This window comes from Serratia sp. NCCP-200, assembly GCF_059697885.1.
The window spans coordinates 19,344-40,755 of record NZ_BAAKUJ010000002.1 but is presented as its reverse complement, the minus strand read 5'-3'; the positions used below and the strand labels follow the sequence as shown (position 1 = coordinate 40,755).

Genomic DNA, 21,412 nt, shown 5'->3' with positions numbered 1-21,412 from the left:
TCTCCGAGCGAGATAACCGAGGAAAAAGAAATGGCTGATATTACCGCTGCCCTGGTAAAAGAACTGCGTGAGCGTACCAGCGCAGGTATGATGGATTGCAAAAAAGCGCTGATCGAATCTAACGGCGACATCGAGCTGGCAATCGAGAACATGCGTAAATCTGGCGCGATCAAAGCGGCGAAAAAAGCAGGCAACGTAGCTGCTGACGGCGTGATCAAAACCAAGATCGAAGGCAACTTCGGCATGATCGTGGAAGTTAACTGCCAGACCGACTTCGTTGCTAAAGACGGCGGTTTCCAGGCTTTCGCTGACAAAGTGTTGGATGCGGCTTTTGCTGGCAAAATCACTGACGTTGACGTGCTGAAAGCGCAGTTCGAAGAAGAGCGCGTTGCGCTGGTGGCAAAAATCGGTGAGAACATCAACATTCGCCGCATTGCTGCTCTGGAAGGCGACGTGTTGGGTAGCTACCTGCACGGTGCTCGCATCGGTGTTCTGGTTGCCGCTACCAAAGGCGCGGATGAAGAGCTGGTTAAGCAGCTGGCAATGCACGTTGCCGCTAGCAAGCCTGAATTCGTCAAGCCTGAAGATGTGTCTGCTGAAGTGGTAGAGAAAGAGTACCAAGTTCAGTTGGACATCGCCATGCAGTCTGGCAAACCGAAAGAAATCGCAGAGAAGATGGTTGAAGGCCGCATGAAGAAATTCACCGGCGAAGTCTCTCTGACCGGTCAGCCTTTCGTGATCGAACCAAGCAAGAGCGTTGCTCAGGTGCTGAAAGAGCACAACACTGACGTAACCAATTTCATCCGCTTTGAAGTGGGTGAAGGCATCGAGAAAGTTGAAGCTGACTTTGCTGCTGAAGTTGCAGCAATGAGCAAACAGTCTTAATGCTGTTAATGGAGCCGCCGCGAGGCGGCTCCATTTTATCCAGCCAGAGAAACGCCGATGATGGGCCCCTCGTGCCCAGGCTAATCGGTTGAAAACCCCAATACTATTACTACTGCTTCTTAGGACAGAACACCATGGCAACCAATGCAAAACCCGTTTATCAGCGTATCCTGCTCAAACTGAGTGGTGAAGCCCTGCAAGGTGCAGAAGGCTTTGGGATCGACGCTAGCGTTTTGGATCGCATGGCTCAGGAAGTAAAAGAGCTGGTCGAGCTGGGCATCCAGGTCGGTGTAGTTATTGGCGGTGGCAATCTTTTCCGTGGTGCAGGTCTGGCACAAGCCGGCATGAACCGCGTAGTGGGCGACCACATGGGAATGCTGGCTACCGTGATGAACGGCCTGGCTATGCGTGATGCACTGCACCGTGCCTATGTGAACGCCCGCCTGATGTCTGCCATTCCGTTGAATGGCGTATGTGACAACTACAGCTGGGCAGAGGCGATCAGCCTGCTGCGTAACAACCGCGTGGTGATTTTCTCCGCCGGTACGGGTAACCCGTTCTTTACCACGGATTCTGCGGCCTGCCTGCGCGGCATCGAAATTGAAGCCGATGTGGTATTGAAAGCGACTAAAGTGGATGGTGTATACTCCGCTGACCCGGTGAAAAACCCGGACGCAACGCTGTACGAACAGATCACCTACCAGGACGTGTTGGAGCGTGAGTTAAAAGTGATGGATCTGGCGGCGTTTACGCTGGCCCGCGATCATGGCTTGCCGATCCGCGTATTCAACATGAACAAGCCGGGCGCACTGCGTCGCGTGGTGATGGGTGAGAACGAAGGTACTCTGATCACCAAATAACGGCTGTTTGGCCAAATTTCGCAGGAGCGGGTAACGCCAGGCGTTGTGTGCTTCTGATAAGTAAAATTCACGGGCTATACTTTTCAGTACAGCCTGCCAAGTAACCAGCTTCCAAGGGTTCGCAACGTGATTAATGAAATCAGAAAAGATGCTGATTCACGCATGGAAAAAAGCGTCGAAGCATTTAAAAACCAAATCAGCAAGATCCGTACTGGCCGTGCTTCTCCAAGCATCCTGGACGGCATCATGGTGGAATACTACGGTGCAGCAACGCCGCTGCGCCAACTGGCCAACGTCACGGTAGAAGATTCCCGTACGCTGGCGATCAACCTGTTTGACCGTTCTTTGGGCTCGGCGGTAGAAAAAGCCATTATGTCTTCCGATCTGGGCCTGAACCCAAGCTCGGCTGGCACCGTGATCCGTGTTCCGCTTCCTCCGTTGACGGAAGAGCGCCGTAAGGATCTGATCAAGGTCGTACGTGGTGAAGCCGAGCAGGGCCGTGTGGCTGTGCGTAACGTGCGCCGCGATGCCAACGATAAAGTGAAGGCACTGCTGAAAGACAAAGAAATCAGCGAAGATGAAGATCGCCGTTCACAAGACGATATCCAGAAAATGACCGATGCCTACATCAAACTGCTTGATGCGGCATTGGCCGATAAAGAAAAAGAACTGATGGATTTCTAATCTCCATCGCCTTGAAATAAAGCGTCGCCTTGGCGGCGCTTTATTTTTTGTGGTGCAGATCTCGTTTTATCGTACGCACAGAGCGTAAACCAGCCGTGATGCAAGTTACACTGTGGTGTACGTCCGATCTCATCACGCAGTAGATTCAGAGCGATCTCATGAAGCAACTGACAATTCTGGGTTCCACCGGTTCCGTGGGCACCAGCACCCTGGCCGTGGTCAGGGAAAATCCCGACCTTTTCGCGATCAAGGCACTGGTAGCTGGCCGTAATGTGGCGGTCATGGCGCAGCAGTGCATAGAGTTCCGCCCGAGTTATGCGGCAATGGCCGATGAGCAGGCCGCCAATGAGTTACGCGCCGTGCTGGCAGAAAACGGTGTGAAAACCGACGTGTTGGCCGGTGAAAAGGCAGCCTGCGAGCTGGCCGCATTAGACGACGTCGATCAGGTGACGGCCGCTATCGTCGGGGCCGCTGGGCTGTTGCCCACCCTGGCCGCTATTCGTGCCGGTAAGCAGGTGCTGCTGGCGAACAAAGAGTCTCTGGTCACCTGTGGCCGCCTGTTTATGGACGCGGTGCAAAAGAGCCAGGCACAGTTGCTGCCGCTGGACAGCGAGCACAACGCCATCTTCCAGAGCCTGCCAGAAAGCATCCAACGCCAACTGGGTTATAGCTCGCTGGAAGCCCACGGCGTTTCGCGCATCGTGCTGACCGGTTCCGGTGGCCCGTTCCGTACTACGCCGATGGAACAGTTCGCCACTATGACGCCGGATCAGGCCTGTGCGCATCCCAACTGGTCGATGGGGCGTAAAATCTCGGTAGATTCCGCCACCATGATGAACAAGGGGCTGGAGTATATCGAGGCTCGCTGGCTGTTCAACGCCTCGGCAGAGCAGATGGAAGTGATCCTCCATCCGCAGTCGGTGATCCACTCCATGGTGCGCTATGCCGATGGTAGCGTGCTGGCCCAACTGGGTACGCCGGATATGCGCACGCCTATTGCCCATGCCATGGCTTATCCGCAGAGGGTCCACTCCGGGGTGGCAGCACTCGATTTCTGCCGTATCGGAGCGCTGACCTTCTCTGAGCCGGAACGTGAGCGCTATCCTTGCCTGTATTTGGCGATCGAAGCTTTCGATGCGGGCCAGGCGGCGACCACCGCGCTCAACGCGGCCAATGAAATTGCCGTAGCGGCATTTTTGCAGCAACAAATTCGTTTCACTGATATTTCAGCCGTGAACCAAAAGGTTGTTGAATGTATGGCGTTGCCGGAGCCAACCAGTATTGAGATGGTGTTGGAGATCGATCGTCAGGCGCGTGAGGTGGCTCGCGGTCTGGTTCGTAACCTGCGGGTTTAATCACTTGGACGGGTTGTACTGAGGGCAAATTCGGCTCTGCTACATTGTCTGAATTTGCTGGTAAACTCGCCAGGCCGCCGTGTGGCCGTTTGTTCAGGCTTCACGGAGGTGTTATAGTCTGCGCCATAATCACCGGTTATACCGTTGAATAATGGCCGGATTGGCAGCCCTTTTTACCTGACAAACGCGGCCAATAGGGCACTGCCAAGCCAGAGAACGGGGAAAACTTACGCCAATCTTTGCCGGGAGCTCCTTGGGGCACCAGGCAGGCAGAATGAAAAGCTGTGTCAGGCACACGGCTTTTTTTGCGCGTAAGGTCCGATATTCCGGCAAGGCTGTGGTGTTTCTACCGAGGAAATAAGTACGAGTTATGTCGTCCGCAAACCAACAAGAAGCTAATCTTTCTGCTCATGGGCCACGTCATGTCGCGATCATTATGGACGGCAATGGGCGTTGGGCTAAACGCCAGGGCAAGTTACGTGTCTTCGGTCATAAAGCAGGGGTGAAATCGGTACGCCGCGCGGTCAGTTTTGCCGCCAGTCACCATTTAGATGCACTCACGCTTTATGCCTTCAGCAGCGAAAACTGGAACCGCCCGGCGCAGGAAGTCTCCGCGCTGATGGAGCTTTTTGTCCGCGCACTGGACAGCGAAGTAAAAAGCCTGCATAAACATAATGTCAGGTTGCGTGTGATCGGCGATGTCAGCCGGTTCAGCGCACGTTTGCAAGAGCGTATCCGCCGCTCGGAGCAACTGACAGAAAATAACGATGGCCTGACGCTTAACGTTGCCGCCAATTACGGTGGCCGTTGGGATATTATTCAGGGAGTGAAGGATCTGGCTGAGCAAGTGCAGCAGGGTACGCTGTGTGTGGACCAGATCAGCGAAGAGTTACTGGGCGAGCGCGTCTGCATGAGCGACCTGTCTCCGGTGGATCTGGTGATCCGTACCGGTGGCGAACATCGCATCAGTAACTTTTTGTTGTGGCAAATTGCTTACGCCGAGCTTTACTTTACTGATGTACTCTGGCCAGATTTTGATGAACTTGTCTTTGAAGGTGCGCTGAATGCATTTGCACAACGCGAGCGTCGCTTCGGAGGAACAACACCTATCGACGCCAATGCGTCCTAGGGGGAACTTTTGCTGAAGTCTCGCATCATAACGGCTCTGATTTTAATTCCGATTGTTATCGCAGCGCTGTTCTTGCTGCCGCCGATGGGCTTTGCCCTGGTAACACTCGCTGTGTGCATGTTAGCCGCCTGGGAATGGGGGCAGTTGGCTGGCTTTGCTGCCCGCCCCCAACGTATCTGGCTGGCGATATTGTGCGGTTTCCTATTGGCGCTGATGATGCTCAGCGTGCCTGCCTACCATCAGTCTGTTCACCAATTGCAGATCGCTGGCCCGCTATGGTTGTCGCTGGGATGGTGGCTGGTGGCTCTGCTGCTGGTGCTGTTCTATCCAGGCTCGGCGGCGCTGTGGCGTAATTCGCGCACCTTGCGGCTGGTCTTTGGCCTGTTGACCATCGTGCCGTTTTTCTGGGGCATGCTGGCACTGCGTCAGTTTGGCTATGAAGAGAATCATTTTACCGGTGCCTGGTGGTTGCTGTACGTTATGCTGCTGGTCTGGGGCGCAGATTCCGGCGCCTACATGTTCGGCAAGCTGTTTGGCAAACACAAGCTGGCACCGAAGGTCTCCCCAGGCAAAACCTGGGAAGGGCTGGTCGGTGGGCTGGTCACGTCTGCCGTGATTTCGTGGCTGTTTGGCCGCTATGCGCCGCTGAACGTGGTGCCTATGACCCTATTGGTCTGTTCGGTAATTGCGGCCCTGGCTTCGGTGTTGGGCGATCTGACGGAAAGCATGTTCAAACGCGAAGCCGGTATCAAGGACAGTGGTCATCTGATCCCGGGGCACGGCGGTATTCTGGATCGTATCGATAGCCTGACCGCAGCGGTACCGGTATTTGCCTGCTTGATGCTGTTAGTGTTTTAATCCGTCATCGGCGGGGGGAGTAAAGGGATTCTATGGTCAGCGTACTCTGGAACTTGGTCGCGTTTATTATCGCTCTGGGTATATTGATCACCGTGCATGAGTTCGGGCACTTTTGGGTGGCCCGCCGCTGTGGCGTCCGCGTGGAGCGCTTCTCTATCGGCTTTGGCCGTGCGCTATGGCGCCGCACCGATCGCCAGGGCACCGAATATGTCGTCGCCATGATCCCCCTTGGCGGCTATGTCAAAATGCTCGATGAGCGCGTTGAAACGGTAGCTCCCGAGCTGCGTCATGAGGCGTTCAATAATAAAACCGTCTGGCAGCGCGCGGCGATTGTCAGCGCGGGCCCTATTGCCAATTTCCTGTTTGCCATTCTTGCCTATTGGGTCGTCTTTATCATCGGCGTGCCGAGTTACCGCCCGGTCATCGGTGAAATTACTCCGCAATCCATTGCCGCTCATGCCGAAATTTCTCCGGGAATGGAACTTAAGTCCGTTGACGGTATCGAAACGCCTGATTGGGAATCTGTTCGTCTGGCGTTGGTGACCAAAATCGGTGATGCGCAAACCGAGGTAGAAATTGCTCCGTTTGGTACCTCACAAAAGGTGAGCAAAACCCTGGATTTGCGCCACTGGAGCTTTGAGCCGGACAAAGAAGATCCCGTGCGTTCTCTAGGCATGATCCCGCGTGGCCCGCAGATTGAATCCGTGCTGGCAGAAGTCCAGACCGGGTCGGCTGCGCAAAAGGCAGGTTTACAAGCGGGGGACAGGATCGTTAAAGTCGATGGTCAGCCACTTGGTCGTTGGGTTACGTTGGTTAAACGTATCCACAATGCTCCAGGGCTTCCGCTGGTTTTAGAGATAGAAAGAAACGGCGCCCCCTTGTCTTTAACGCTGATACCAGATACAAAGCCGGTGGGAAAAGACAAAGCGGTGGGGTTTGCCGGGATTATACCTAAAGTTATCCCTCTGCCGGATGAGTACAAGACCATCCGTCAATATGGGCCGTTCTCTGCGCTGTATCAGGCGGGGGACAAAACCTGGCAGCTGATGCACCTTACGGTCAGCATGATAGGTAAATTAATTACCGGTGATGTAAAGCTGAACAACCTGAGTGGCCCGATTTCCATTGCACAGGGAGCAGGGGCATCAGCAGAGGTGGGTTTTGTGTATTATATGATGTTCCTGGCGTTGATTAGCGTCAACTTAGGGATCATCAACCTCTTCCCATTACCGGTATTAGATGGTGGGCATCTCCTCTTCCTGGCGATAGAAAAGCTGAAGGGGGGGCCAGTTTCTGAGCGAGTACAGGACTACAGCTACCGCATTGGTTCGATCTTGTTGGTACTGCTGATGGGTCTTGCACTTTTCAATGATTTTTCTCGTCTTTAGGGGCGGGGACAGGTTAGGAAGAACGCATAACAACGATGGCGATGAAAAAGTTGCTCATAGCGTCGCTGCTGTTTGGCAGCGCCACCGTATACGGTGCAGACGGGTTCGTAGTGAAGGATATTCATTTCGAAGGCCTGCAACGAGTCGCCGTCGGTGCGGCGTTACTCAACATGCCGGTTCGCGTAGGCGATACCGTCTCTGATGATGATATCGGTAATACCATCCGTGCGTTGTTTGCCACTGGCAACTTCGAGGACGTTCGCGTCCTGCGCGATGGTGATACGCTGATTGTTCAGGTTAAGGAACGCCCTACCATTGCCAGCATCACTTTCTCCGGTAACAAATCGGTGAAAGATGACATGCTCAAGCAAAACCTGGAAGCCTCTGGCGTCCGGGTTGGTGAAGCACTCGACCGCACCACCTTATCCAGCATTGAAAAAGGGTTGGAAGACTTCTACTACAGCGTCGGTAAATACAGTGCCTCGGTGAAAGCCGTTGTCACGCCGTTGCCGCGTAACCGTGTTGACCTGAAACTGGTGTTCACGGAAGGGGTTTCCGCCAAGATTCAACAAATCAACATTGTCGGCAACCAGGCCTTCACCAACGATGAGCTGATCGCGCACTTCCAGTTGCGTGATGATGTGCCGTGGTGGAACGTAGTGGCCGATCGCAAATACCAGAAGCAAAAGCTGGCGGGGGATCTTGAGAGCCTGCGCAGCTTCTATCTGGATCGCGGCTATGCCCGTTTCAATATCGATTCGACGCAGGTCAGCCTGACGCCAGATAAAAAAGGCATCTATATCACCGTTAACATCACCGAAGGCGATCAGTACAAGCTTTCCGGCGTGGTGGTCAATGGCAACCTGGCCGGTCATTCGGCAGAGGTGGCCCAGTTGACCAAGATTGAGCCAGGTGAGCTGTTTAACGGCACCAAAGTGACCAAAATGGAAGATAACATCAAGAAGATGTTTGGCCGTTATGGTTACGCCTATCCTCGCGTACAAACTCAGCCTGAAATCAACGACGCGGATAAAACCGTGAAGCTGAACGTCAACATCGACGCGGGTAACCGTTTCTATGTGCGTCGCATCAAGTTCGAAGGCAACGACACCAGTAAAGATTCCGTTCTGCGCCGCGAAATGCGCCAGATGGAAGGGGCGTGGCTGGGTAACGATCAGGTCGAGCAGGGTAAAGAGCGTCTGAACCGTCTGGGTTACTTCGAGACGGTCGATGTTGAAACCCAGCGTGTACCGGGTTCCCCCGATCAGGTTGATATCACCTATAAGGTGAAAGAACGTAACACCGGGACGCTGAACTTTGGTGTGGGTTACGGTACCGAAAGTGGCGTCAGCTTCCAGGCGGGTGTACAGCAGGATAACTGGCTGGGCACTGGCTACTCTGTTGGCATCAGCGGTACCAAGAACGACTACCAGACCTATACCGAGCTGTCGGTGACCAACCCGTACTTCACCGTTGACGGTGTGAGTCTGGGCGGCCGTATCTTCTATAACGACTTTAAAGCGAATAATGCCGATCTGTCTGACTATACCAACAGCAGTTATGGTGTTGACGGCACGCTGGGCTTCCCAATCAACGAGAACAACTCGCTGCGAGCTGGCCTGGGTTACGTCCATAACTCCTTGTCAGAAATGCAGCCGCAGATTGCCATGTGGCGCTATCTGAACTCGATGGGCGATTATCCTGACTTTAAGGATCGCGCCAGCTTTACAGCCGATGACTTCACGCTGAACCTGGGCTGGACCTATAATAATCTGGACCGTGGCTATTTCCCTACCCAGGGTAACCGCACTACGTTCAACACCAAGGTGACCGTGCCGGGTTCCGACAACTCATACTACAAGATGACGTTGGACACCGCGCAGTATATGCCGCTTAACGATGACAAGACCTGGGTGTTGCTGGGTCGTGGCCGTCTGGGCTATGCGGATGGGTTGGGCGGTAAAGAAATGCCGTTCTATGAAAACTTCTATGCGGGTGGTTCAAGTACCGTACGTGGCTTCCAGTCCAACACTATTGGTCCAAAAGCCGTGTACTACAATTCCAACTCGTATTCTTGCCAGTACGCGCCAGGCACCAGCACCGCTCAGCCGATTTGTAGCTCGAACGATGCGGTAGGCGGTAACGCCATGGCCGTGGCAAGTATGGAGTTGATCACGCCTACGCCGTTCCTCAGCGAGAAATACGCCAACTCGGTGCGTACCTCACTGTTTGTCGATGCCGGTACCGTGTGGGATACCCACTGGGAAAACACCGATCAGACGCTGATGTACGGGGTGCCAGACTACAGCAAGGCGAGCAACATTCGCGTGTCTGCCGGTCTTGCGCTGCAGTGGATGTCTCCACTGGGGCCGTTGGTCTTCTCCTATGCGGATCCGATCAAGAAATACGACGGCGACAGGTCAGAGCAGTTCCAGTTTAACATCGGTAAAACCTGGTAATAACCGGTTTCACCCGTGGGCATAGCGGTACAAGAATCGCAAATGCCAGGCTTAAACCAGCTCATAGCGAGAGAAATCTCATTGTGTAACGTGATAAGTCTGGCAGATTGTGTACTTTCAAAAGTGTCATGTGACACAAATGGGTGATGGTAAGGAGTTTATAGTGAAAAAGTGGTTATGTGCCGCAGGCCTCGGTTTAGCAATGGCTGCTTCTGCAGGCGTTCAGGCAGCAGACAAGATTGCTGTTGTTAACGTTTCTAGCATTTTCCAACAGCTGCCAGCTCGTGAAACCGTAGCCAAGCAGTTGGAAAGCGAATTCAAAGGCCGTGCAAGCGAACTCCAGAACATGGAACGCGATCTGCAAACCAAAATGCAGAAACTGCAGCGTGATGGTTCTACCATGAAAGCCAGCGATCGCACCAAGATGGAAAAAGACGTGATGGCTCAGCGTGAGAAGTTCTCTCAGAAAGCGCAGGCTTTTGAGCAGGATAATCGTCGTCGCCAGATGGAAGAGCGTAACAAGATCCTGAGCCGTATTCAGGATGCTGTGAAAGTCATTGCTAGCAAAGAAGGCTATGACGTCGTCGTCGATGTTAACGCTACTGCTTACTTCGCGGCAGGCAAAGATATTACTGCAGACGTGCTGAAACAGGTTAAATAACGCCATGCCTTCAATTCGACTGGCTGATTTAGCGCAGCAGTTGGATGCACAATTGCACGGTGATGGCGATCTCGTCATCACCGGCATTGCTTCTATGCATTCCGCACAGCCTGGCCAAATCACGTTTTTGTCAAACAGCCGCTACCAAGAGCAGTTGTCTTCCTGCCAAGCGAGTGCCGTGGTACTTACCGAAGCAGACCTACCACACTGCCGTAGCGCAGCGCTGGTGGTGAAAAACCCTTACCTGACCTATGCGCGTATGGCGCAGTTGATGGACACCACGCCAGCACCCGCAGCAGATATCGCGCCAAGCGCGGTGATCTCTCCGCAGGCCAAGCTGGGACAGAACGTTGCTATTGGGGCGAACGCGGTTATCGAATCCGGTGTTGAACTCGGTGATAACGTGGTCATCGGCCCGGGGTGCTTTATCGGCAAGCAGGCACGCATCGGCGCAGGTACGCGTCTGTGGGCCAACGTGACGATTTATCATGAAGTGGAAATCGGCCAGCACTGCCTGATCCAATCGGGAACGGTGATTGGTGCGGACGGTTTCGGCTACGCTAACGAGCGTGGCAACTGGATCAAGATCCCGCAGCTTGGCACGGTGATTATTGGCGATCGCGTTGAGATTGGGGCCTGTACCACCATCGATCGCGGCGCGTTGGATAACACCCAGATTGGGAATGGTGTTATCATAGATAACCAGTGTCAGATTGCACACAACGTGGTGATTGGCGAGAATACCGCCGTCGCGGGCGGTGTGATCATGGCGGGTAGCCTGAAAATCGGGCGCTATTGCCAAATTGGCGGCGCCAGTGTGATCAATGGTCACATGGAGATTGCTGACCAGGTAGTTGTCACCGGGATGGGAATGGTTATGCGACCAATCACCGAACCTGGGGTATACTCCTCTGGCATTCCGTTACAACCCAACAAAGTTTGGCGTAAAACCGCGGCGTTGGTGATGAATATCGATGAGATTAGCAAGCGCTTGAAAGCTGTCGAACGAAAAGTCGGAAAAGACTAATCACCACGGCCCGGGATGCTGGGTATAAAACGAAACGCGTTGGCAATGATGCCAAAAGCGCAAAGAGTTGTTAATTTGCGGCCTGCCTGATGATCTCCTTTTTGGGGTCAACGCAGGCCGTGTTGTTGATGCCATCAGTTTTTAGAGACAGGAAGAGTATTTTGACTACTGACACTCATACTCTAGATATTGCAGAAATTCTGGAACTGCTTCCTCACCGTTATCCATTCTTGCTGGTTGACCGTGTATTGGATTTCGAAGAGCATAAATATCTGCGTGCAGTGAAGAACGTATCCGTTAATGAGCCGTTTTTCCAGGGGCATTTCCCTGGTAAACCGATTTTTCCAGGCGTGCTGATTTTGGAAGCTATGGCTCAGGCCACGGGTATCCTGGCATTTAAGAGCGTGGGTAAACTGGAACCGGGCGAGCTGTACTATTTCGCCGGTATTGACGAAGCTCGCTTCAAGCGCCCTGTGGTGCCTGGCGATCAGATGATTATGGAAGTCACTTTCGAGAAAACCCGCCGTGGTCTGACCCGCTTTAAAGGCGTGGCGACCGTCGACGGAAAAATTGTCTGCGAAGCAACCATGATGTGTGCCCGCAGCCGGGAGGCATAATCCGTGATTGATAAAACCGCCTTTATCCATCCAAGTGCGATCGTTGAAGAAGGCGCCGTCATCGGCGCTGGTGCGCATATAGGTCCCTTCTGCTACGTCGGCTCCCAGGTGGAAATCGGCGCGGGTACGGTCCTCAAATCGCATGTGGTGGTGAACGGTATCACCAAGATTGGCCGCGATAACGAGATCTATCAGTTTGCCTCTATCGGCGAAGTGAATCAGGATCTGAAATACGCTGGCGAACCGACTCGGGTTGAAGTCGGCGATCGTAACCGCATTCGTGAGAGCGTCACCATTCATCGCGGTACTGCGCAGGGAACGGGCCTGACCAAAGTCGGTAATGACAACCTGCTGATGGTCAACGTGCACGTTGCTCATGACTGCGTGGTGGGTAATTCCTGCGTGTTGGCCAACAACGCCACGCTGGCTGGTCACGTGGAGATCGACGATTTCGCCATCATTGGCGGCATGACCGCGATCCACCAATTCTGCGTGATTGGTGCCCATGTGATGGTCGGTGGTTGCTCCGGTGTCGCTCAGGACGTACCGCCTTTTGTCATCGCGCAGGGTAACCACGCGACGCCATTTGGTATTAACGCCGTAGGCCTGAAACGCCGTGGTTTTGATAAGGATGAAATGCAGGCGATCCGCAATGCCTACAAGATCCTTTATCGCAGCGAGAAGACCTTCGACGAGGCTAAAGCAGAGATCGAAACCCTGGCGCAACAGCAGCCCGTGGTGCAGCAGTTCCTCGATTTCTTTGCGCGTTCTACCCGTGGGATTATTCGCTGAGTTATGCCAAATCGTCCATTGACTATCGGATTGGTCGCCGGGGAAACCTCCGGTGATATTCTGGGTGCCGGTTTAATTCGTGCGCTTAAGACGCACTACCCAAGCGCCCGCTTTGTCGGTGTCGCTGGCCCGCTGATGCAGGCCGAAGGGTGTGAAACCTGGTACGAAATGGAAGAGCTGGCAGTGATGGGCGTGGTAGAGGTGCTTGAGCGTCTGCCACGCCTGTTGAAGATCCGCAAGGATCTGACCCGCCGGTTCAGTGAGCTGAAGCCTGACGTGTTTGTCGGTATTGATGCGCCAGACTTCAACCTCACGCTGGAAGGCCGCCTGAAACAGCGCGGTATCCGCACTATTCACTATGTCAGCCCGTCCGTATGGGCCTGGCGTCAGAAACGCGTTTTCAAAATTGGTAAAGCGACCGACTTGGTGTTGGCGTTCCTCCCTTTCGAAAAAGCGTTTTACGATCGTTTCAACGTCCCTTGCCGCTTTATTGGTCATACCATGGCCGATGCGATGCCATTGCAGGCGGATAAGCTGGCCGCACGCGCTACGCTGGGCATTGACCCTGCTGCTCGCTGTTTGGCATTGCTACCCGGCAGCCGTAATGCCGAAGTGGAAATGCTCAGTGGTGATTTCCTGCGTACCGCCCAACTGCTACGCGAGCATTATCCCGATCTGGAAGTGGTGGTGCCTTTGGTCAATGCCAAGCGCCGTGAGCAGTTTGAGCGCATCAAGGCCGAGGTTGCGCCGGAGCTCAAGGTTCACCTGCTGGATGGCAAAGGGCGTGAGGCGATGGTGGCCAGCGATGCGGCCCTGCTGGCTTCCGGCACCGCAGCGCTGGAATGCATGTTGGCAAAATGCCCGATGGTGGTGGGCTACCGCATGAAGCCATTTACCTTCTGGCTGGCGGAGCGGCTGGTGAAAACCCCGTATGTCTCATTGCCTAACCTGCTGGCGGGGCGTGAAATCGTCACCGAACTGCTGCAACACGATTGTGTACCGGATAAGCTGGCCGCGGCGTTATTGCCGCTGCTGGAAGACAGCCCGCAGGCGGAGCTGTTGAAGCAGACCTTCCTTGAACTGCATCAGAGTATTCGCTGTGGTGCCGATGAACAGGCCGCTCAGGCTGTATTGGAGCTGGCAAAAGCATGATGGAACCCTTTGTTTACCCTGCCGCCCGGCTGTTTGCCGGTGTGGATGAAGTAGGGCGCGGGCCTTTGGTGGGTGCCGTAGTGACCGCTGCGGTGATCCTCGATCCTGCACGGCCGATTGTTGGCCTGGCGGATTCCAAAAAGCTCAGCGAGAAGCGCCGCCTGGCGTTATACGACGAGATCGTGGAAAAGGCGCTGTCCTGGAGCCTGGGGCGGGCTGAACCGGTCGAGATCGACCAACTGAATATCCTGCATGCCACCATGCTGGCGATGCAGCGTGCGGTTGCGGGTTTGCATATCGCACCGGACATGGTGTTGATTGATGGCAACCGTTGCCCCAAATTGCCGATGCGCTCGTTAGCGGTGGTGAAAGGGGATAGCCGGGTGGCGGAAATCAGTGCCGCATCGATTCTGGCGAAGGTGACCCGCGATCGCGAGATGACCGAGCTGGATGCGATTTTCCCGGATTACGGCTTTGCCCAACACAAGGGCTATCCCACCGCGTTCCATCTGGAAAAGCTGGCCGTGTTGGGGGCCACCGAGCATCATCGCCGCAGTTTTGCCCCGGTAAGACGGGCGCTGGAGTCTGGCTCGTCAGCTAAGTAACCAAGCCGCATAGTTCACACGATGCTTAATATTACGCCCCCTCTCCTTTTGGGAGAGGGTCGGGGTGAGGGGAAATGGCTACGGTGATCTTCCCCACACCCTAATGTAACCCTGGTTCAGTTTGCTGAACCCCAACACGTTGGTATCTGGATATGGCCGAACCTCGTTTTATTCATCTGCGCGTCCACAGTGACTACTCCATGATTGATGGATTAGCCAAGATCGGCCCGTTGGTGAAAAGAGCTGCCGCGCTAGCCATGCCAGCCTTGGCCGTCACTGACTTCACCAATATGTGTGGTCTGGTGAAGTTTTATGGCAGTGCGCACGGTGCCGGGATCAAACCGATCATCGGTGCGGATTTCCATGTGCAAAGCGAAGAGCTGGGCGATGAGCTGGCACAGCTTACCGTGCTGGCAGCCGATAACGTTGGCTATCAAAACCTCACCCTATTAATCTCCAGGGCGTATCAGCGCGGCTATGGCCCGGCCGGTCCGGTGATCGATCGCGACTGGCTGATAGAACACCGCAGCGGGTTGATCCTGCTTTCCGGTGCGCGCATGGGCGACGTCGGCAAGTTTCTGCTGCGTGGCAACCAGGCCCTGGTCGATCAATGCCTGGAGTTTTACCAGCAGCATTTCCCAGACAGCTATTATCTCGAACTGATCCGCACTGGCCGTGCGGATGAAGAAAACTATCTGCACGCCGCCGTAGCCCTGGCAACCGAACGCGGGTTGCCGGTAGTTGCCACCAACGACGTCCGTTTCCTGGTAGAAGATGATTTTGATGCCCATGAGATCCGCGTAGCGATCCATGATGGCTTCACGCTCGACGATCCCAAACGCCCGAAAAACTACAGCCCGCAGCAGTACATGCGCAGCGAAGAAGATATGTGCGAGCTGTTTGCCGACATCCCGGAAGCGTTGCTAAACAGTGTGGAAATTGCCAAGCGCTGTAACGTCACCATCCGTCTGGGCGAATATTTCCTGCCACAGTTCCCCACCGGCGATATGACCACCGAAGATTTCCTGGTGCTCAAGTCCAAAGAGGGATTGGAAGAACGTTTGGAGTTCCTGTTCCCGGATCCGGAAGTCCGTGCCGAGCGCCGTCCTGAATACGATGAGCGTCTGGATCTGGAACTGAAAGTGATCAACCAGATGGGATTCCCGGGCTACTTCCTGATCGTAATGGAATTCATCCAGTGGTCGAAAGATAACGACGTGCCGGTAGGCCCGGGGCGTGGCTCTGGTGCCGGTTCGTTGGTGGCCTATGCGCTGAAAATCACCGATCTCGACCCGCTGGAGTTTGACCTGCTGTTCGAACGCTTCCTGAACCCGGAACGTGTCTCGATGCCCGACTTCGACGTCGACTTCTGCATGGAAAAACGTGACCTGGTGATCGAGCACGTGGCGGACATGTATGGCCGTGAGGCGGTATCGCAGATCATCACCTTCGGTACCATGGCGGCGAAAGCGGTGATCCGCGACGTGGGACGCGTGCTGGGCCATCCTTATGGCTTCGTTGACCGTATCTCCAAGCTGGTGCCGCCCGATCCGGGCATGACGCTGGAAAAAGCCTTTGCCGCAGAGCCGCAGCTGCCAGAAATCTATGAGGCAGACGAAGAGGTCAAAGCGCTGATCGACATGGCGCGCAAGCTGGAAGGCGTGACGCGTAACGCCGGTAAGCACGCCGGGGGCGTGGTGATTGCGCCAACCAAGATCACCGACTTTGCCCCGCTTTATTGCGATGCCGAAGGTAACCACCCGGTCACCCAGTTTGACAAGAACGACGTGGAATACGCCGGGCTGGTGAAGTTCGACTTCCTCGGCCTGCGTACCCTAACCATCATCGACTGGGCGTTGGAGATGATTAACGCCCGTCGCGCCAAGACCGGGTTGGAACCGATAGATATCGCGGCCATTCCGCTCGATGACAAGAAAAGCTTCGACATGCTGCAACGCTCGGAAACCACTGCGGTATTCCAGCTTGAATCGCGCGGCATGAAGGATTTGATCAAACGTCTGAAGCCTGACTGCTTCGAAGACATGATCGCACTGGTAGCGTTGTTCCGCCCCGGCCCGTTGCAGTCCGGCATGGTAGATAACTTTATCGACCGTAAGCACGGGCGCGAAGAGATCTCCTACCCTGATATCCAGTGGCAGCATGAATCGTTGAAGCCGGTGCTGGAGCCGACCTATGGCATCATCCTGTACCAGGAACAGGTAATGCAGATCGCTCAGGTACTGGCTGGCTATACGCTGGGCGGGGCGGATATGCTGCGTCGCGCCATGGGTAAAAAGAACCCGGTCGAGATGGCCAAGCAGCGCGGCGGTTTTGAAGATGGTGCGAAATCGCGCGGCATTGATGGCGAACTGTCGGTAAAAATCTTCGATCTGGTAGAGAAGTTCGCGGGTTACGGCTTTAACAAATCGCACTCCGCTGCCTATGCGTTGGTGTCTTACCAGACGCTGTGGCTGAAGGCCCACTATCCGGCTGAGTTTATGGCCGCGGTCATGACCGCCGATATGGATAACACCGATAAGGTGGTGGGGCTGGTGGATGAGTGCTGGCGCATGGGCCTGAAAATCCTGCCACCGGATATCAACAGCGGGCAGTATCACTTCCACGTTAATGACGAGGGTGAGATCGTCTATGGCATCGGTGCCATCAAGGGCGTGGGGGAAGGGCCGATCGAAGCAATTATCGAAGCGCGTAATTCCGGCGAGCAGGGGTATTTCAAAGATCTGTTCGACCTGTGCGCCCGCTCCGATATTAAAAAGCTCAACCGCCGTATTCTGGAAAAGCTGATCATGTCTGGGGCGTTCGATCGCCTGGGGCCACACCGCGCCGCGTTGATGAACTCCCTGGGGGATGCGCTTAAAGCGGCCGATCAGCACGCCAAAGCCGAAGCCATCGGCCAGGCGGATATGTTTGGCGTGCTGGCGGAAGCGCCGGAGCAGGTGGAGCAATCCTACGCCAACGTTCCCCCTTGGCAGGAACAGGTGGTGCTGGATGGTGAACGAGAAACGCTGGGGCTGTATCTTACCGGCCACCCGATCACCCAGTACCTCAAAGAAATCGAACGCTATGCTGGTGGCCAGCGTCTGAAGGATATGCACCCGACGGATCGCGGCAAGATGACTACCGCCGTCGGGCTGGTGATTGCTTCCAAGATCATGATGACCAAACGCGGTAACCGCATCGGCATTTGTACGTTGGATGACCGTTCTGGGCGTCTGGACATCATGTTATTCACCGATGCCTTGGAAAAATACCAGCATTTGTTGGAAAAAGACCGTATCCTGATCGCGACTGGACAGGTCAGCTTTGATGACTTTAACGGCGGGCTTAAAATGACCGCTCGTGAATTAATGGACATCAGTGAAGCACGTGAAAAATACGCTCGCGGGCTTGCTATCTCGCTGACGGACAGGCAAATTGATGACCAGCTTTTGAACCGTCTCCGTCAGTCTTTGGAACCCCATCGCTCGGGGACGATTCCAGTGCATCTCTACTATCAACGGGAAGATGCACGGGCAAGATTGCGCTTTGGTGCAACTTGGCGCGTGACGCCGACCGACCGCTTGTTGATAGATTTGCGGACCTTGGTAGGTAATGAGCAGGTGGAACTGGAATTTGACTAAAATAGGAATGCTATGAGTCTGAATTTTCTTGATTTTGAACAGCCGATTGCAGAGCTGGAAGCGAAAATTGACTCGCTGACCGCAGTCAGCCGTCAAGACGAAAAATTAGATATTAATCTGGACGAAGAGGTTCAGCGCCTGCGTGAGAAGAGCGTTGAGCTGACGCGCAAGATTTTTTCCGATCTTGGGGCCTGGCAGATTGCCCAATTGGCACGCCACCCGCGCCGTCCTTATACCCTGGATTATATCGAACACATCTTTACCGATTTTGAAGAGCTGGCAGGCGATCGCGCCTATGCCGATGACAAAGCCATTGTCGGTGGTATTGCGCGCCTCGATGGCCGCCCGGTGATGATCATTGGTCATCAGAAAGGGCGTGAAACCAAAGAGAAAATCCGCCGCAACTTCGGTATGCCAGCACCGGAAGGCTATCGCAAAGCGCTGCGCCTGATGGAAATGGCCTCCCGCTTCAAGATGCCGCTGATCACCTTCATCGACACCCCAGGTGCTTATCCTGGCGTGGGTGCGGAAGAGCGTGGCCAGTCTGAGGCGATCGCCCGCAACCTGCGTGAAATGTCTCGCCTGAATATCCCGGTGATCTGCACCGTGATCGGCGAAGGCGGCTCCGGCGGGGCATTGGCGATCGGCGTGGGCGATAAAGTGAATATGCTGCAGTACAGCACCTATTCGGTGATCTCGCCGGAGGGCTGTGCCTCGATCCTGTGGAAAAGTGCCGATAAGGCACCTATTGCCGCAGAAGCGATGGGCATCACTGCACCACGTCTGAAAGAGCTGAAGCTGATCGATTCTGTGATCCCAGAGCCTTTGGGCTCCGCTCACCGCGACGTACCGGCAATGGCGGCTTCGTTGAAAGCCCAACTGTTGGCGGACCTGGCGGATCTGGATGGCCTGAACAACGAAGAGTTGCTCAACCGTCGCTATCAACGGCTGATGAACTACGGTTACTGCTGAGTTTGTTCGCCTGATGACTAACCGCCTTTCGGGGCGGTTTTTTTATGCGCGTAAGACAGCCCCGGCTTTTTATGTTGTTATAAGCTATTGGTAGTTAACTGAAGGATAGCTGCGATGAATATCATTGCGATCATGAGCCCGATGGGCGTGTATTACAAAGACGAGCCTATCCGCGAACTGCACGTGGCGCTGGCCTCAATGGGTTTCCAACTGGTGTTCCCGAAGAACAGCGGTGACCTGCTCAAGCTGATCGAACACAATGCGCGTATCTGTGGGGTGATTTTTGACTGGGATGAATACAGCCTGGAGCTGTGCAGCGAAATCAATGAGCTGAATGAATACCTGCCGCTGTATGCGTTTATCAACACTCACTCCACCTTCGACGTTCACCTGCACGAAATGCGTATGGTGCTCTATTTCTTCGAGTATGGTCTGAACGCTGCCGACGATATCGCCCAGCGCATTCGCCAGTATACCGATGAGTATATGGATACCATCACCCCTCCGCTGACCAAGGCGCTGTTCACCTATGTGAAGGAGGGGAAATATACCTTCTGTACCCCGGGCCATATGGCGGGCACCGCGTTCCAGAAAAGCCCGGTGGGCTGCCTGTTCTACGATTTCTTTGGTGCCAATACCCTGAAGGCGGATATTTCGATCTCGGTGACAGAGCTCGGTTCGCTGCTGGATCACACCGGCCCGCATCTGGAGGCGGAGGAGTACATTGCCCGTACCTTCAACGCGGAGCAAAGCTATCTGGTGACCAATGGCACCTCTACCGCCAACAAGATTGTCGGCATGTATTCGGCACCTGCCGGAAGTACGGTGCTGATTGACCGTAACTGCCATAAGTCGCTGTGTCACCTGCTGATGATGTGTGACATCGTGCCGATTTACCTGCGCCCGCTGCGTAACGCATACGGTATTTTAGGCGGTATTCCCCAGCGCGAATTTACCCGCGACAGCATTGCCAAGCGGGTGGCAGACACAGCCAACGCCAGCTGGCCGGTGCATGCGGTGATCACCAACTCCACCTATGATGGCCTGCTGTATAACACCGATTACATCAAGCAAACGCTGGACGTGGCGTCGATCCACTTCGATTCGGCCTGGGTACCTTACACCAATTTCCATCCGATTTATGACGGCAAGAGCGGCATGAGTGGCGATCGCATCCCTGGCAAGGTGATCTATGAAACTCAATCGACCCACAAGCTGCTGGCTGCCTTCTCTCAGGCTTCGATGATCCACATTAAAGGGGATTATGACGAGAACACCTTTAACGAAGCCTACATGATGCACACCACTACTTCGCCGCATTACGGCATTGTGGCTTCGATGGAAACCGCCGCGGCGATGCTACGTGGCAATCCGGGGCGGCGCATGATTAACCGCTCCGTGGAGCGAGCCCTGCATTTTCGCCGTGAAGTGCAACGCCTGCGTGCCGAGAGTGACACCTGGTTCTTCGATATCTGGCAGCCGGAAGAGATTGACGAGGCGCAGTGCTGGCCGCTGAACCCGGACGACAACTGGCATGGCTTTGGCCAGACCGACAGCGATCATATGTACCTGGATCCGATCAAGGTCACCATTTTGACGCCGGGGATGAACGAACTGGGTGAACTGGAGGAAAGTGGGATCCCTGCCGCGCTGGTAGCGAAATACCTGGATGAGCGTGGGATCGTGGTGGAGAAAACCGGCCCGTACAACTTGCTGTTCCTGTTTAGCATTGGTATCGACAAGACCAAGGCGATGAGCCTGCTGCGCAGCCTGACGGATTTCAAACGAGCTTACGATCTTAACCTGCGGGTGAAGAACATGCTGCCGGATCTGTATGCTGAAGATCCGGACTTCTACCGCCATATGCGCATTCAGGATCTGGCCGCCGGGATCCACCAACTGATCCGCCAGCACGATTTACCGGGCCTGATGCTGCGTGCGTTTGACGTCCTGCCGGAGATGAAGCTGACGCCTTATGAGATGTTCCAGCAGCAAGTACGCGGCAATGTGGAAACCTGCGAGATCGATCAGTTGATCGGCAAGGTGGCGGCGAACATGATCCTGCCTTATCCGCCGGGCGTACCGGTCGTGATGCCGGGGGAGATGATCACCGAAGAGAGCCGCGCGGTGCTCGATTTCCTGCTGATGCTGTGCTCGATCGGCGAACGCTACCCAGGTTTTGAAACCGATATCCACGGGGCCAAGTTGACCGAGGATGGACGCTATCTGGTGAAGGTGCTGAAAACCTCACAGATCAACTCTTCAACCTGATTACGGCTCTGAATCAGCTCCCTCTCCCTGTGGGAGAGGGTTGGGGTGAGGGGTCA

The 21,412-nt window shown here is 54.8% G+C and carries 17 protein-coding genes; all 17 read left to right on the top strand.

What is annotated here, in order from left to right:
* The first annotated feature begins 30 nt into the window (after nucleotides 1–30).
* The 17 genes from tsf (at nucleotide 31) to AC6HVW_RS05415 (ending at nucleotide 21,356) form a co-directional block, all read left to right on the top strand.
* Nucleotides 31–885, top strand: coding sequence for a translation elongation factor Ts (gene tsf / locus AC6HVW_RS05495; RefSeq protein ID WP_021179909.1), 855 nt, complete (start codon nucleotides 31–33; stop codon nucleotides 883–885).
* Between the two features lie 134 nt (nucleotides 886–1,019).
* Entirely contained in the window at nucleotides 1,020–1,745 is a 726-nt protein-coding gene (gene pyrH, locus AC6HVW_RS05490) for a UMP kinase (RefSeq protein ID WP_021179910.1), read from the top strand.
* A gap of 126 nt (nucleotides 1,746–1,871) precedes the next feature.
* Complete coding sequence (frr, locus tag AC6HVW_RS05485; RefSeq protein WP_024484316.1) at nucleotides 1,872–2,429, top strand: ribosome recycling factor; 558 nt, start codon at nucleotides 1,872–1,874, stop codon at nucleotides 2,427–2,429.
* A 158-nt stretch (nucleotides 2,430–2,587) separates the two neighbouring features.
* A complete protein-coding gene (ispC, locus tag AC6HVW_RS05480) occupies nucleotides 2,588–3,784 on the top strand; it encodes a 1-deoxy-D-xylulose-5-phosphate reductoisomerase (RefSeq protein ID WP_071682800.1) in 1,197 nt (398 codons plus the stop codon).
* A gap of 370 nt (nucleotides 3,785–4,154) precedes the next feature.
* Nucleotides 4,155–4,913 carry a (2E,6E)-farnesyl-diphosphate-specific ditrans,polycis-undecaprenyl-diphosphate synthase gene (ispU, locus tag AC6HVW_RS05475; RefSeq protein WP_021179913.1) on the top strand — a complete coding sequence of 253 codons (759 nt, stop codon included), beginning with the start codon at nucleotides 4,155–4,157 and terminating at the stop codon, nucleotides 4,911–4,913.
* 9 nt (nucleotides 4,914–4,922) lie between these two features.
* Nucleotides 4,923–5,771 (top strand): phosphatidate cytidylyltransferase, encoded by an 849-nt coding sequence (gene cdsA, locus AC6HVW_RS05470; RefSeq protein ID WP_021179914.1) that lies wholly within the window; start codon nucleotides 4,923–4,925, stop codon nucleotides 5,769–5,771.
* Between the two features lie 32 nt (nucleotides 5,772–5,803).
* Nucleotides 5,804–7,159, top strand: a complete 1,356-nt coding sequence (gene rseP, locus AC6HVW_RS05465; protein WP_021179915.1) for a sigma E protease regulator RseP — start codon at nucleotides 5,804–5,806, stop codon at nucleotides 7,157–7,159.
* A gap of 35 nt (nucleotides 7,160–7,194) precedes the next feature.
* Nucleotides 7,195–9,618, top strand: coding sequence for an outer membrane protein assembly factor BamA (bamA, locus tag AC6HVW_RS05460; RefSeq protein WP_071682799.1), 2,424 nt, complete (start codon nucleotides 7,195–7,197; stop codon nucleotides 9,616–9,618).
* 163 nt (nucleotides 9,619–9,781) lie between these two features.
* The gene (gene skp, locus AC6HVW_RS05455) at nucleotides 9,782–10,279 is read left to right on the top strand and encodes a molecular chaperone Skp (protein ID WP_071682798.1); all 498 of its coding nucleotides are present in this window, start codon (nucleotides 9,782–9,784) and stop codon (nucleotides 10,277–10,279) included.
* Nucleotides 10,280–10,283: 4 nt separating this feature from the next.
* Complete coding sequence (gene lpxD / locus AC6HVW_RS05450) at nucleotides 10,284–11,306, top strand: UDP-3-O-(3-hydroxymyristoyl)glucosamine N-acyltransferase (RefSeq protein WP_021806107.1); 1,023 nt, start codon at nucleotides 10,284–10,286, stop codon at nucleotides 11,304–11,306.
* A gap of 161 nt (nucleotides 11,307–11,467) precedes the next feature.
* Nucleotides 11,468–11,923, top strand: a complete 456-nt coding sequence (gene fabZ / locus AC6HVW_RS05445; protein ID WP_021179919.1) for a 3-hydroxyacyl-ACP dehydratase FabZ — start codon at nucleotides 11,468–11,470, stop codon at nucleotides 11,921–11,923.
* A 3-nt stretch (nucleotides 11,924–11,926) separates the two neighbouring features.
* Nucleotides 11,927–12,715 (top strand): acyl-ACP--UDP-N-acetylglucosamine O-acyltransferase, encoded by a 789-nt coding sequence (lpxA, locus tag AC6HVW_RS05440; RefSeq protein WP_021179920.1) that lies wholly within the window; start codon nucleotides 11,927–11,929, stop codon nucleotides 12,713–12,715.
* A gap of 3 nt (nucleotides 12,716–12,718) precedes the next feature.
* A complete protein-coding gene (lpxB, locus tag AC6HVW_RS05435) occupies nucleotides 12,719–13,867 on the top strand; it encodes a lipid-A-disaccharide synthase (RefSeq protein WP_024529512.1) in 1,149 nt (382 codons plus the stop codon).
* Nucleotides 13,864–14,472 carry a ribonuclease HII gene (gene rnhB, locus AC6HVW_RS05430; protein WP_024484324.1) on the top strand — a complete coding sequence of 203 codons (609 nt, stop codon included), beginning with the start codon at nucleotides 13,864–13,866 and terminating at the stop codon, nucleotides 14,470–14,472. Before lpxB ends, rnhB begins: the two co-directional genes overlap by 4 nt.
* Before the next feature lie 152 nt (nucleotides 14,473–14,624).
* Entirely contained in the window at nucleotides 14,625–18,113 is a 3,489-nt protein-coding gene (dnaE, locus tag AC6HVW_RS05425; RefSeq protein WP_497569295.1) for a DNA polymerase III subunit alpha, read from the top strand.
* Between the two features lie 12 nt (nucleotides 18,114–18,125).
* The gene (gene accA / locus AC6HVW_RS05420; protein ID WP_021179924.1) at nucleotides 18,126–19,085 is read left to right on the top strand and encodes an acetyl-CoA carboxylase carboxyl transferase subunit alpha; all 960 of its coding nucleotides are present in this window, start codon (nucleotides 18,126–18,128) and stop codon (nucleotides 19,083–19,085) included.
* A 114-nt stretch (nucleotides 19,086–19,199) separates the two neighbouring features.
* Nucleotides 19,200–21,356 (top strand): lysine decarboxylase LdcC, encoded by a 2,157-nt coding sequence (locus AC6HVW_RS05415; protein ID WP_071682795.1) that lies wholly within the window; start codon nucleotides 19,200–19,202, stop codon nucleotides 21,354–21,356.
* Nucleotides 21,357–21,412 lie beyond the last annotated feature (56 nt).